Below are 12,986 nucleotides of genomic sequence, written 5' to 3'. Positions count from 1 at the left end.
CGGGGTCCGTCCGGTGGGCCCGTGCGCCGTCCGGCCGACGGGCCCGCGGGTTCAGGTGCGGTGCGGGCGCAGCGCGGCGCGCAGCCGCGGGTCGGCGAGGGCGGCGGGGCCGTTCATGGCGACGGCGGTGAGCAGTTCGCGCTCCTCGTCGTCGGCGAGGCCGCGCTGGCGGGCCGGGCGCACCTCGCGCAGCACCTCCTGACCGATCGGGGAGGCCCAGCGGGTGTAGGGGTAGACGTCCACCCGGGCCATCAGCAGCGTGCCCGCGGTGAGCACCAGCGGCAGCGAGAACCAGGCGAGGGGGGCGAGCGCGTCACCACCGGTGAAGCCGCTGAGCGCCAGCGCGGCCGCCAGCAGGACCAGCGTCAGCAGCAGTGCGTGCCGCACCTGCCGGACCACCAGGACGGTGCTGCGCTGGATCAGGGCCGGAGTCGCCAGGCCGGCCAGCGAGAGCCGGGCGCCCATCTCCAGCACCGTCGGGTGCCCGGCCATCGCCCGGCGCAGCTCGTCGGTGCGGCACTGGCCCTCGGGGCCGACGGTGGCGACGATCGCGCGCTCCAGGCGGCTGCGGCCCCGGGGGTCGACCACCGTCGTCCACCCCGTGTGCGCCAGGTGCAGCCGCCCCCGGCCGGCCATCAGGACGAGGGCGAGCTCGACCACCCGGTCCGGTCCGCCGGCCAGGTAGGCCGTCTCGTACAGCCCGATCCCGACGGCCTCGGGCGGGCGCAGCCCGTCCTGCTCGGCCAGGGCGTCGGCGGTCGCGGTCGTCCGCACCAGCCGGAGGCAGGACAGCACCGCCGCGACGCACGCCGGTATCAGGAACAGCAACCACATGGGCTTGTTGTATGCCTGGTCCGACGGCCCGGGGAACGGCTTCCCGGTGCGCGATACCGAACTGTGACGTCAGGACCCGCAGCCGCCGCCACCGCCGCAGCTGCTGGACGAGGAGCCGCAGCTGGACGAGGAGGACCCGCAGCTGCTGGACGAGGAGCCGCAGCTCGACGAGGAGGACCCGCAGCTGCTGGACGAGGACCCGCAGCTCGACGACGACGAACCGCAGCTGCTGCTCCCGCCGCAGCCGGACGAACCGGACGAACCGGAGTCGGAGGAGGAGCCGCACCAGGTGGTGGTGGAGGCGCAGGAGGAACCCGACGAGGAGGAGGACGAGGAGGACGAGGACGCGAAGGCGCCCGCGGACGCCTGCCGCATCGCCTCCTCCTCGGCCGAGGCCTCCAGCATCGCCGCCTCCAGCTCCTGGTCGTCCAGCCCGGCCGCGGCCAGCCCGCCGAGCGCGAGCGCGCCCAGCAGCGCGCCGCCCGCCAGCGCGGGGGACAGCCCCGCGCTGGGCCGCCACGGGGTGCTGCCGTGCATCAGCGCCAGCTGGCGCCGACCGGCCGGGGTGATCCGGCCCCGGTGCGGCCGGGTGACGGCCAGCGCCACCAGGCCCACCAGCAGCAGGAACCCGGGGACCCAGAACGAGACGCGGTCGTAGCCGGGCTCGCCGTCGTCGAGGACCACGGCGAGGACCGTGAAGGCCAGTACGTCCAGCACCGCGAGCCGGAGCAGCAGGTGCGCGGTCCGGGCCCGCCGCAGCCGGTCCGGGCGGCGCATCAGCCCGCGGTCGGAGAGCCGGTCGCCGATCTCCTGCACGGCGGCCGAGCGCATCACCTCCCGGCGCAGCGCGGCGATCTCCCGGCTGCCGGTCGGGCCGACGGCGTCCATCACGGCCTGGTCGACCGCGTCGTACGGCCGGCGGTCGACCAGGGTGACCAGGCCGGCGCGGCTGATCACCACCCGCTCGGCCATGTGCATCCGGACCAGTGCGGTGTCGAAGACCCGGCCCGGACCGCCGGCCAGGAACGCGGCGTCCAGCAGCGGCAGGCCGCGCCCGGGCAGGCCCATGGCCCGCGGCACGTGACCGACCCGCTGGCGGGTCTGCGAGGCGTACAGGACGGCCGCCGCCAGCAGGGCGGCGGGGATCAGGAAGTAGGTGTCGTGCCACATGGGCGTTCCCCCGGAGTGTGCGGTGTCGTGCTGTGGAGAAGGACTGTCAGCGCCGCAGGGCCCGGCGCAGGCGGGCGAGCGGGCCGGACGGCCGCTCGTCGGCCGGGCGGAGCCACTGCTCCAGCGCCCGGCGGTGCTCGGCGGCCGGCGGGCCGCCGTCGGTGAGCACCCACTCGGCGAAGGCCCGGGCGTCGGCCCGGTAGCCGCCGGTCTGCGGGTGGGTGCGGGCGTACGCGAGGAACAGCGGCCCGTACCGGTCGCCGAGCAGGCGGGGCAGCTCGGGCGCCACCTTGGCGGCGGTGTCGCGCCGCTTGGTGGCCAGCCCGGTGGACTGGGCGCGGACCTGCGCCGGGTCGAAGCCGGCCGGGACGGGCCCGCCGGCCACCAGGGCGGCCAGCAGCTCCTCCTGCCGGCGGCGGAGGTTCGCGCGCTCGCCCGGGAGCGGCGTCTCGGTGCGGAGGTTCGCGCGCTCCCCCGGGAGCGGCGTCTCGGTGCGGGTGTCCGTGCGCCCGCTCCGCCGCGGTGCCCCGGTCCGGGTGGCGGCCGGGTGGGCCGTCCGCGGGGTGCTCCCCTCCAGCACCCCGCGGATGGCGTCCAGTTCGCCGGCCAGCTCACTGGGCGGCGGGAAGCCGGCGTCCCGTTCGAGCAGGACGCCGGGAGGCGTGATCCGGGCGCAGAGTTCGGCCAGGACGTCCAGGACCGGCTGGGTGACCGGGTGGGCGTGGGTGTCGTGCCAGACGCCGTCGACCATCCGGCCGCCGGCGACGTGCACGTAGGCGATCGCCTCCAGCGGGAGCCGGTCGAGTTCGGCGGCCGGGTCGATGCCGAGGTTGACCCGGTTGGTGTGCAGGTTGGCGACGTCGATCAGCAGCCGGACGCCGGTGCGTTCGACGAGTTCGGCGAGGAACTGCCCCTCGGTCAGTTCGTCCCCGGGCCAGGCCAGCTGGGCGGCGATGTTCTCGAGGGCGAGCGGCACCGGGAGCTGGTCCTGGGCGATCCGGACGTTCTCGGCGATCACCCGCAGGGACTCCCGGGTGCGCGGGACGGGCAGCAGGTGGCCGGCCTCCAGGCCGCCGGCCCGGACGAAGGCCAGGTGTTCGGTGACCAGTGGGGAGCCGAGCGCGAGGGCCGCCCCGGCGAGCCGGGCGAGCCGGTCCGGGTCGGGTCGGTCGGCGCCGCCGAGGCCGAGGGCGACGCCGTGCGGGACGACGGTGACGCCGCGGGCGCGCAGTGCGGTGAGGGACTCGGGGAGGTGGTCGGCGCAGATGTTCTCGGCGACCACCTCGACCCAGTCCAGGCCCGGTTGGCGTTCGACGACGGTGTCGATCTCGCTGCGCCAGCCGAGGCCCACGCCGAGGGTGACGTCCGGGCGGGTGCCCGGGCGGCTCGGGGCGGCGGTGCCGGCGGCTGCCCGTGCGGGCAGGTCAAGTGCAGGGGAGGTCATCGGTTCGCCCCCTTCGGAGGGCTGGGTGGGAACGGCCGTCGGACGGTGCGGGCGTCGTCGCCAGGACCGCGCGGCCGTGATGCTGAGGATGTCCCCGGGCGGGGTGGCTGCCAAGCCTCGACCGGTCTTCTCAGAGCATTATTTGAGCTTGGGTTCTGACGCGGTAGGACTGTAACCCCCGGATCCTGACGTCCTCGCAGGTGGGGGGCGGTCCCGGGGGTGGGCGGGGGCGCGCGACGGCGCACCGCGGACGGCCCGCGAACCCCCGGCCCGGTGGATCCGGCGCCCGCGGGGAGGAGTTCGGATCTTCCGGCGGGTCGAATTGCGGTGGTGTGGGTATTTCCGGCCGCGGGCGGGGATTTACCTGACGGGACACAGTTCGTGGCCGAGTCTTCCCCCGGGGGATCATATGGAGATCCTGCTCCAGGTTCTGATCGCATCGGTCCCGGCCGTGATCGGGTTCCTCGCGGCCCGCTCCCTCGCCCGGACGAGGCTGTTCCTGCGGTACGGATTCCTGCGGGCGCTGCTCGCCCCGTACGGCCGGGTGCAGATCGTCACGCCCAGCCTGGAGGTCGCGGAGTTCGCCTACGCCTCGGACGGCTGCCGGCTGACCAGCCGGGAGCCCAAGAACGTGCTGTTCATGCCGATGGCGGAGGCCCGGGCGATAGCGCAGCTGATCGACCTGCTGCGGAAGGTCAACCGGAAGGCGACGATCGAACTGGTCGTGGCCGGTGCGCAGGATCCGCGGATGCCGACCTTCTCGATCGGCGGACCGGGCGTCAACTCCTACTCCGGCGGCGTGCTGGAATCGGTGTTCCCGGACTTCCGCGTCGAGTACCCGGACGCGGCCCGCGCCCGGTGGGGCGGGATGACCTTCGAGGCGCTGTACAACGCGGCCGGGGAACTGATCCGGGACCACGGGTTCATCTTCGTCACCCGGACGTCCCGGCAGGCGCCGTGCATCGTGCTCTGCGGGGTGTTCGCCTTCGGTTCCGCGATGGCGGTGGAGGCGCTGGCGGGGGCGGGCCGCAAGTCCGCGCTGGCCGCGCTGTTCCGCTCGGGGGAGAAAGGATTCGTCGCGGTGGAGGGGCGGGTCATCGGTCTGGACACCGTGGACGTCACGGTCGAGGTGTGTCGCGTCCTGCCCCCGCTCTGAGCCGGGATCCGCCCCGAGTGTCCACGAATCGTCCGGACAGTGAGACGATTGGTCTCGACCACGAGGGTCGAATCCGGACAGCTCGGGAGAGTCTGGGGCATCAACTCCTGCAGTGCGTGCAGGTTTTGCCGCGTTGTCGAGTCGGCATGGGCATAATCGCGCACATGACGATCAACCGTGCGAACGTGAGCGCGATTGCCGAGGACCTGTACGTGTGGCTCCCCCCGAAGCGGGGCTGGGGCCTGGCCAACTGCGGGCTGCTGGCCTCGGAGAAGACCGCGCTCTGGATCGACACACCCTACGACCCCGCCCTGGCCGGCGAGTTCCTCGCGGCCAGCCGCCGTCTGCTGCCGGCCGGGGTCGGGATCGACCGGGTGGTCGTCACCCACGCCAACGGCGACCACCTGTGGGGCGCCGGAGTCGTGCCGGACGCCGAGGTCATCGCCACCCGCGAGGCGCTGGAGCACATCCACTGGGAGCCCACCCCCCGGCAGCAGCACGCGCTGGTCACCGGCAGCGACCCGGACTCCGCGCTCGGCGGCTACCTGAAGGAGCACTTCGGGCGGTTCGACTGGTCCGACACCGATCCCGTCCGCCCGGACACCGTCTTCACCGGTGAGCTGGAGCTGCGGGTGGGGGACTACCCGGTGCAGATCTCCAGCCTCCCCGCCGCCCACACCGGCGGCGACCTGATGGTCCACCTCCCGCACCAGCGCGCCGTGTTCACCGGCGACGTGATCTTCAGCTCGACCCCGGAACAGCCCGGCGACCACCCCTCGCACTGGGCCGGGCCGCTGGAGAACGTCATCGGCGCCTGCGAGCAGGCGCTGGCCACCGGTGCCGAGATCTTCGTGCCCGGCCACGGCCCGGTGCTCGACCGCGACGGCGTCCGCGAGCACATCGGCTACCTCGCCCACGTCCGGGAGCGGGCGCACGCCCTGCACGCCGCCGGAGTACCCGCGCTGGACGCCGCCCGGCGGGTGATAGCCGAGCGGCGCCACCCGGAACTCGGCCTGCCCGAGCGGCTGGTGCTCACCGTCGCCGCCGAGTACCGGCACCTGGACGGCACCGAGGTGCCCGACGTCCTGGAGGCCATGGGCCAGGTCGCCCAGGTGGCCCGGGAGCTCGCCGAGGACGCCGCCCGCATCCCGCGCCCGCGGACCGGCCGGGACTGACGGCCCGCCGGGGCGGCCGCCGGCGGTGCCGCCGCCCGCCCCGCGCCCCGGCCCGGCGCCCGCCCGGCCCGCACCCGCCCCACCGAGGACTCCCGAGGACTTCGATGACGCAGATCGTGCTGACAGCCCTGGCACTGCTCGCCGCCCTGGCGGCGGCCGTCCTCGCCCGCGCCCGGGCTGGAGCCGTCACCCGGGCGGCGGCCGCCGAGGCCGCCCGCGCGCACGCCGAGGAGCGCGTGCGCGTCGCCGACGCCCGCCTGGTCGAGGCCGAACGGCGGGTGCGGGAGGCCCAGGAGGGCGCCCGGGAGGCCAGGGTCGAGGCCCGCGAGGCCGATACCCGCGGCCGGGCCGCCGAGGAGCGCGCCCGGGTGGCCGACGGCCTGGTGCGCGAGGCCGAGGACACCGTCCGCGCGGCCCGGGACGCGGCCCGCGCCGCGCAGGACGACGCCCGGGCCGCCGAGGAGCGCACCGCCGCCGCCGCGGCCGGGGCCGAGGCGGCCGAACGCGGGCTGGCCGAGGCCGAGCGGCGCACCGCGGCGCTGCTCGCCGAGATCGGCCACCTCGCCCAGGAGCGGGTGGCGGCCACGGCCGTGCGGCTCAGCCACGCCAACGCCCCGCTGGTCGGCCCGCTGGACCCGCAGGCCGTCGGCCCGGAGGCGGTCCGGGCGCTGCAGTCCGTGCTGGACGCCGCCACCGCCGCCCTCACCGACGAGCGCGAGCGGGTCGACGCCGCCGCCCGCGCCGCGATGCGCGGCGCCACCTCCCGGATCCAGACCCTGCTCTACCAGATCCAGAGCCTGGTCCAGCAGCTCCAGCACGACAACGACGACCCGCGGCTGCTCGAGGTCGACTTCCGCAACGAGGTCGCGCTGCGCCGGATCCAGACCGTCGCGGTGCTCTGCGAGGCCTGGCCGGGGCTGGCCCGCACCGACTCGCCGCTCGCCGAGGTGGTCGTCGGCGCGCTCTCCCGGGTGCCCGGCTACGCCCGGATCAAGGTCGCCAACCACCTCCGCGAACAGCGCCTCGCCGTGGTCGCCCGGGCCGCCGAGCCGCTGGCCATCACGGTCGCCGAACTCCTCGCCAACGCCTCGGCCTACTCGCACCCGGAGACCGACATCCCGGTCACCGTCCAGCAGGGCGGCCGCGGCGCCCTGGTGATCATCGACGACAGCGGCATCGGCATGGACGAGGACCAGCTGCGCCGCGCCCGCCGGCTGCTGGCCGGCCCGCCCGACGTCCTGCTCACCGAACTCGGCAACCCGCCCAAGACCGGCTTCGCGGTGATCGGCAAGCTGGCCCGCCAGTACGGGTTCTCCTGTCACATCGAGCCCTCGCCGTACGGCGGCATGCGGACCATCCTGCGCATCCCGGCCGCGCTGGTGACGGTCGTCGACGACGAGCAGCCGCTGTCGGTGCTCACCCCGCTGCCGCTGCGGGCCGGTGCCGGCCCGGCTCCGGCACCCGCCGTCCACGCCGTCCCGCCGATGCGGGACGCCGACGAGGGCGGGGCGCCGGTGCTCGCCGACCGGCACCACCAGCCGGGCCCGCACGCCGCGCCGGCCATCCACGTGGTGCCGCGGACGGCGGCCGACCCGGTCGACGACGGCACCGGCCTGCCCAGCCGGCGCCGCCGCAGCCCGCTCGCCGCCGACGGCCCGGGAGCCCCCGCGGCCGCCCCGCAGGCCGGGGCCGCGGTGACCGCCACCGTGCGGTCCGCGGCGGCCGCGGCGCCCGCCCGCACGCCCGAGCGGGCCGCCGCCCACTGGGAGGCGCTGCAGCAGGGCACCGACTCCGGCCGCGCCGCCGTGGCGCGGGCCGCCGGCCGGACCGGCGCGGCCGACCCGGCCGATCCCACCGACCCGACCGGTCCGACCGGCCCGCCCCGCACCACCGACCCGTCCAGCACGGCCGGCGACAGCGGTGTCCACACCACCGCCCGTCCGCCCGCCCCGACCCCTGAAGGAGCCGAGCAGTGAGCAGCTCGCCCAGCCAGACCGCCACCGACGAGATCTCGTGGGTGCTGACCCCGCTGCTGGAACTGCCGGGAGTGCTGCACGCGGTCATCGCCACCGGCGACGGCCTCGTCGAGGGCGCCTCGGACGGGCTCGACCGGGCCTCCGCCGAGCGGGTCGCCGCGATGACCGCCACCGTGCACGCCGCCGCCCGCGCGTTCACCGGTGCGTTCACCGGCGCCGAGCGCCCCCGGCTGGACCAGACCGTCGTGGAGTCCGACCTCGGCTACGCCATCGTCGTCCCGGCCGGGGAGAACACCTCGCTCGCCGTCTTCACCTCCCCGGAGGCCCAACTCGGCAACGTGGCCTACCAGATGCAGGTGCAGGTCGCAGCGCTGGGCCGCGCGCTCGCGAGCCCGACCCGGCAGCAGGACGCCACCGACCGGTCATGACCGCCGTACCCCGCAGGCGGATGGTGCCCGCCTACCTGGCCACCGGCGGCCGCAGCCGCCCCGGCACCGCCGGCTTCGAGCGGCTCACCGTGCTCTTCGCGGACCGCGCCGAACCGCCGGGCGACCTGGAACCCGAACACCGGCGGCTCTGGGAACTGCTGCGCCCCGGCGCGCTGACCGTGGTGGAGGCCGCCGCGCACCTGCGCCTGCCGGTCAGCGCCACCGTCTTCCTCGCGGCCGACCTGGTCGAGGCGGGCAGCCTGCGCGCCCGCGCACCGATCCCGCCCGCCCAGCAGACCGACCGCTCCATCGTCGAGAGGCTCCTCGTTGGACTCCGTGCGCTCCGGTAGCCCGGCCGACCGGCCGAGCCGGGTGGGCTACCTGCCCGACCGGGACCAGACGCTGATGAAACTGGTGGTGGCCGGCCCGTTCGGGGTCGGCAAGACGACGCTCATCCGCACCCTCTCCGAGATCGCCACCCTGCACACCGAGGAGGCGATGACCGAGACCGGGCGGCCGGTGGACGACCTGGCCGGCCTGCCGGAGAAGGCCACCACCACGGTCGCCGTCGACTTCGGCCGGCTGACCCTGCCCGGCAACGTCGTGCTCTACATGTTCGGCACCCCGGGCCAGCGCCGCTTCTTCCCGCTCTGGCACGACATCGCCCGCGGCGCCCTCGGCGCCCTGGTGCTCGCCGACACCCGCCGGCTGGCCGACTCCTTCGAGATCATGGACATGGTCGAGGAGCAGGGACTGCCGTACGCCGTCGCCGTCAACTGCTTCCCGGACGCGCCGGTCCACCCGGTGGAGGTGCTGCGCACCCACCTGGACCTGCACCCGACCACCCCGCTGCTGCTCTGCGACGCCCGCGAGCGCGGCGCCAGCCTCGACGCGCTGATCGCCCTGGCCGAGCACGTCCTCGACGGGCTGCCCGCCACGGCCGACCCCGCCGGCCCGTCCGCCGACCCCGCCACGGCCGACCCCTCCGCCGCGTCCGCCGTCTCCGCCGCCGAGGAGCGCCCGTGAGCACCGACCCCCGCCCGACCCCGATCTACGGCCCGGTCTTCGCCGCCGACCCGCAGCTGGTCTACGACCGGCTGCGGCGCCACGGCGCGGTGGCCCCGGTCGAGCTGGCACCCGGCGTCGAGGCCCTGCTGGTCACCGACTACCAGGCCGCCCTGGACCTGCTGCGCGACACCGACACCTTCTCCAAGGACTCCCGGGAGTGGCAGCGCACCGTCGCGCCGGACAACCCGCTGCTGCCCGTGCTCGGCTACCGCCCGACCGCCCTGTTCAGCGACGGCGAGGTCCACGAGCGCTACCGGGCGGTGATCACCGACGGCCTGGCGCTGCTCGAACCCCACCGGCTGCAGCGCCGCGTCGCCGAGGTGGCCCACCAGCTGATCGACCGCTTCGAGGGGGCGGGCACCGCCGACCTCATCGCCGAGTACGCCCGCCAGCTGCCGGCCTTCGTCCTCACCACCTGGTTCGGCGTGCCCGACGAGCACCGCACCCGCCTGGTGGCCGGGATCGCCGGGATGATCGAGTCCACCGAGAAGGCCGTCGCCGCGTACGGGGACCTCGTCGCGGTGGTCACCGCGATGGTCGCCGAGCGCCGCGAACGGCCCCGGCACGACCTCACCTCCTGGTTCGTCACCCACCCGGCCGGGCTGGAGGACGACGAGGTGATCCGGCAGATCACCCTCACCATGATCGCCGGGCACGAGCCGACCACCAACCTGATCGGCAACGCCCTGCTGCGCCTGCTCACCGACGCCCGCTACGCCGGCTCGCTCATCGGCGGCGCGATGACCGCCTACCAGGCGATCGACGAGGTGCTCTGGCACGAGCCGCCGCTGGCCAACCTCTCCGCCCACTACCCGCGCTACGACATCACCTTCCACGGGCGGGAGGTCCCGGCCGGCTCGCTGATGCTGGTCTCCTACGCGGCCGCCAACTTGCAGGCCGCGCCGCCCACCGACGGCACCGAGCTGCGCAGCGGCGAGAGCGCCCACCTGGCCTGGGCGGCCGGCCCGCACGCCTGCCCGGCCCGCGACCCGGCGCTGCTGATCGCGATCACCGCGATCGAGCAGCTCACCAGCCGGCTCAGCGACCTCGAACTGACCGCGCCGGCCGACGGGCTGCTGTGGCGGCCCGGGCCCTTCCACCGGGCGCTGGTCCACCTCCCGGTCCGCTTCGCCCCGGTGGTGGGCTGAGCCGGGCGCCACCGGGCGCCACCGGGCGCCACCGGGCGCGGCCGGGCGCCGCCGGTCCACGCCGGATGCACGAGGGCCCGGGCACCCCTTCGGTACGGGTGCCCGGGCCCTCGTGCGCGTCCGGTGCGCCGCCCGTCAGTCCTCGGCGGGCTTCAGGGTCAGCGAGATGCTGTTGATGCAGTACCGCTGGTCGGTCGGGGTGCCGTAGCCCTCGCCCTCGAAGACGTGGCCCAGGTGCCCGCCGCAGCGGGCGCAGCGCACCTCGACCCGGCGCATGCCGAGCGTGGTGTCCTCGATGTACTCGACCCGGTCCTCGGCCAGCGGCGCGTAGTAGGACGGCCAGCCGCAGTGGCTGTCGAACTTGGTCGTGGAGCTGAACAGCTCCGCGCCGCAGGCCCGGCAGCCGTAGACGCCGACCGTCTTGGTGTCGGTGTACTCACCGGTGAACGGGCGCTCGGTGCCCGCCTCGCGGAGCACGTGGTACTCCTGCGGGCTGAGCTGCTCCCGCCACTCGGCCTCGGTCTTCTCGATCTCGTAGCTCATCACGGCTCCCGGTCGGGGTACGTCAGACGTTGGTGGCAACGTTCGCGAGCTGCTCCAGAATTTCGGGCCCCAGGTTGGTGACGTCGCCGGCACCCATGGTGAGCAGCAGGTCGCCCGGGCGGGCCAGGCCGGCCAGCAGGGCGGGAGCCGCGGCGAAGGAGTGCTCAGGGGTGACGTCGGCGCCGGCCCGGCGGGCCGCGTCGACGATCAGCTCGCTGGTCACGCCCGGGATCGGGTCCTCGCGGGCCGGGTAGATGTCCAGCACCACGGAGGCGTCGGCCAGCGCCAGCGCCCGGCCCATCTCCTCGGCGAGCTGCTGGGTGCGGCTGAACAGGTGCGGCTGGAAGACCACCAGCACCCGGCCCGCGCCGTCCAGGCCCTCCCGGATCGCCTCCAGGTCGGCGGTCATCTCGGTCGGGTGGTGGGCGTAGGAGTCGATCACCTGGACGCCGGCGGCCTCGCCCTTGAGCTGGAGGCGGCGGCGCACGCCGGTGTAGGCGCCGAGCGCCTTGGCCAGGTCGGCGGCCGGGACGCCCAGCGCGACGCCGGCGGCCAGCGCGGCGACCGCGTTGTGCGCGTAGTGCCGACCGGGCACCGAGACGGTGAAGACCAGCTCGGCGCCGTCCAGCTCCACGGTGACCTCGCTGGTCATGCCGTGGGCGACCACCGAGCGCACCCGCACGTCGGCGTCCTCGGCGGAGCCGACGGTCACCACGTTCAGGCCCTCGCGGCCGGCCACCCGGGCGGTCAGCTCGCGGGCGCCGTCGTGGTCGGCCGAGACGACCAGGGTGCCGCCGGGGGTGATCCGGCCGACGAAGGTCTCGAAGGACTCGTGGATCTCGTCGATCGAGGCGTAGTTGGCGTGGTGGTCCAGCTCCACGTTCAGCACGATCGCCACCTCGGGCGCGTACTTGTGGAAGCTGCGGTCGCTCTCGTCGGCCTCGGCGACGAAGATCTCGCCGGTGCCGTGGTGGGCGTTGGAGCCGGGCGCGTCGAGGTCCCCGCCGATCGCGTAGGACGGGTCCAGGCCCAGCTCGCCGAGGGCGACGGCGAGCATGCTGGTGGTGGTGGTCTTGCCGTGGGTGCCGGCCACGGCCAGCGCCCGGCGCCCGCCCATCAGCGCGGCCAGCGCGTCGGAGCGGTGCACCACCGGGATGCCGCGCTCGCGGGCCGCGGCCAGCTCCGGGTTGTCGGCGCGGATCGCGCTGGAGACCACCACGCTGCTGGTGCCGTCCGGCACGTGCTCCGCGGCGTGGCCGACGTGCACCGTCGCGCCGAGGGCGCGCAGCGCGAGGACGGTCTCGGACTCCTTGGAGTCGCTGCCGGAGACGCTGGCGCCGCGCACCGCGAGGATCTTCGCCAGGCCGGACATCCCGGCGCCGCCGATGCCGATGAAGTGCGGGGCGTGCAGGTCGTGCGCGGCGTCGTTCAAGGCGGGGCTCCGTAGGACGATGGGCCCCTCCTGCCCGGCGGCGGGCGAGGAGGGCGGGACAGGGCGGGCGGACGCATGGGAGTCGTCCTCGCGGGCGGACCGCAAGGACGATTCTGCACCACCGGCCGCCGGAGCTAGGAGTCGCTGGCGAACAGCCGCAGCACCGGGACCCCCACCTTGTGCCGGGCCTGGGAGGCCCAGTCGCGGTGGAAGAACTCCTCCACGAAGTGCGGGGAGGTGAGCACCACCACCTCGTCCGCGCGGTGCTCCTCGACCGCCGCGCGCAGCCGGTCCAGGGGTTTCTCCTCGACCAGTTCGCCGATCGCCTCGGCCCCGGCCGCGCGCAGGTGGCGCAGGCTGTGTTCGAGCGATTCGGTGGCGACGGTCGGGCCGGTCTCGGACTCGTCGTGTTCGTGCACCACCTTGTCGAGGTGGCCGAGGGCGACGTCGTCCAGCGCCCGCAGCAGTTCGTCCTGCTTGCCGCGCGGCTGCATCAGGACGACGAAGGAGACCTTCTCCTCGCTGTGGAGCGTGGTGACCAGCTCCACGTCGGCGTCGGAGAGAGCCTTTTCGATCATCAGTACCGTCTTGAACACGTGAGTCCCTTCCAGT

The 12,986-nt window shown here is 75.2% G+C and carries 13 protein-coding genes; 7 read left to right on the top strand and 6 right to left on the bottom strand.

Annotated features, from left to right (window positions below; all coding sequences use genetic code 11):
* Positions 1–51: 51 nt before the first annotated feature.
* From ACFYUY_RS19195 to ACFYUY_RS19185, 3 genes are all read right to left on the bottom strand, one after another.
* Positions 52–834: a TIGR04222 domain-containing membrane protein gene (locus ACFYUY_RS19195; RefSeq protein WP_360215963.1), complete on the bottom strand. Its 783-nt coding sequence runs from the start codon at positions 832–834 to the stop codon at positions 52–54.
* A gap of 69 nt (positions 835–903) precedes the next feature.
* Complete coding sequence (locus ACFYUY_RS19190) at positions 904–2,004, bottom strand: TIGR04222 domain-containing membrane protein (RefSeq protein WP_360215966.1); 1,101 nt, start codon at positions 2,002–2,004, stop codon at positions 904–906.
* A 46-nt stretch (positions 2,005–2,050) separates the two neighbouring features.
* On the bottom strand, positions 2,051–3,448 hold the full coding sequence (locus ACFYUY_RS19185) for a DUF692 domain-containing protein (RefSeq protein ID WP_387901858.1): 1,398 nt from the start codon (positions 3,446–3,448) through the stop codon (positions 2,051–2,053).
* A 409-nt stretch (positions 3,449–3,857) separates the two neighbouring features.
* On the opposite strand from ACFYUY_RS19185, the gene ACFYUY_RS19180 reads away from it, so the two are divergent.
* The 7 genes from ACFYUY_RS19180 (at position 3,858) to ACFYUY_RS19150 (ending at position 10,399) form a co-directional block, all read left to right on the top strand.
* Entirely contained in the window at positions 3,858–4,604 is a 747-nt protein-coding gene (locus ACFYUY_RS19180) for a hypothetical protein (RefSeq protein WP_360215972.1), read from the top strand.
* Positions 4,605–4,768: 164 nt separating this feature from the next.
* Complete coding sequence (locus ACFYUY_RS19175) at positions 4,769–5,779, top strand: MBL fold metallo-hydrolase (RefSeq protein WP_360215975.1); 1,011 nt, start codon at positions 4,769–4,771, stop codon at positions 5,777–5,779.
* Between the two features lie 104 nt (positions 5,780–5,883).
* Positions 5,884–7,755 (top strand): ATP-binding protein, encoded by a 1,872-nt coding sequence (locus tag ACFYUY_RS19170; RefSeq protein WP_387901854.1) that lies wholly within the window; start codon positions 5,884–5,886, stop codon positions 7,753–7,755.
* Positions 7,752–8,183, top strand: coding sequence for a roadblock/LC7 domain-containing protein (locus ACFYUY_RS19165; protein WP_360215981.1), 432 nt, complete (start codon positions 7,752–7,754; stop codon positions 8,181–8,183). Before ACFYUY_RS19170 ends, ACFYUY_RS19165 begins: the two co-directional genes overlap by 4 nt.
* The gene (locus ACFYUY_RS19160) at positions 8,180–8,533 is read left to right on the top strand and encodes a DUF742 domain-containing protein (RefSeq protein ID WP_360215984.1); all 354 of its coding nucleotides are present in this window, start codon (positions 8,180–8,182) and stop codon (positions 8,531–8,533) included. Before ACFYUY_RS19165 ends, ACFYUY_RS19160 begins: the two co-directional genes overlap by 4 nt.
* A gap of 55 nt (positions 8,534–8,588) precedes the next feature.
* Positions 8,589–9,209, top strand: a complete 621-nt coding sequence (locus ACFYUY_RS19155; RefSeq protein ID WP_387901892.1) for an ATP/GTP-binding protein — start codon at positions 8,589–8,591, stop codon at positions 9,207–9,209.
* Positions 9,206–10,399: a cytochrome P450 gene (locus ACFYUY_RS19150; protein ID WP_387901849.1), complete on the top strand. Its 1,194-nt coding sequence runs from the start codon at positions 9,206–9,208 to the stop codon at positions 10,397–10,399. The genes ACFYUY_RS19155 and ACFYUY_RS19150 overlap by 4 nt, the downstream gene beginning before the upstream one ends.
* A gap of 135 nt (positions 10,400–10,534) precedes the next feature.
* Here the strand turns inward: ACFYUY_RS19150 and msrB are convergent, their stop codons facing one another.
* From msrB to ACFYUY_RS19135, 3 genes are all read right to left on the bottom strand, one after another.
* Complete coding sequence (gene msrB / locus ACFYUY_RS19145; protein WP_360215990.1) at positions 10,535–10,942, bottom strand: peptide-methionine (R)-S-oxide reductase MsrB; 408 nt, start codon at positions 10,940–10,942, stop codon at positions 10,535–10,537.
* A 22-nt stretch (positions 10,943–10,964) separates the two neighbouring features.
* The gene (gene murC, locus ACFYUY_RS19140) at positions 10,965–12,374 is read right to left on the bottom strand and encodes a UDP-N-acetylmuramate--L-alanine ligase (RefSeq protein WP_360215993.1); all 1,410 of its coding nucleotides are present in this window, start codon (positions 12,372–12,374) and stop codon (positions 10,965–10,967) included.
* 134 nt (positions 12,375–12,508) lie between these two features.
* Positions 12,509–12,970 carry an indole-3-glycerol phosphate synthase gene (locus tag ACFYUY_RS19135; protein WP_360215996.1) on the bottom strand — a complete coding sequence of 154 codons (462 nt, stop codon included), beginning with the start codon at positions 12,968–12,970 and terminating at the stop codon, positions 12,509–12,511.
* Positions 12,971–12,986 lie beyond the last annotated feature (16 nt).

Source organism: Kitasatospora sp. NPDC004745 (assembly GCF_042873275.1).
Taxonomy (GTDB): Bacteria; Actinomycetota; Actinomycetes; order Streptomycetales; family Streptomycetaceae; genus Kitasatospora.
This window is presented reverse-complemented; position numbering and strand designations above follow the sequence as displayed.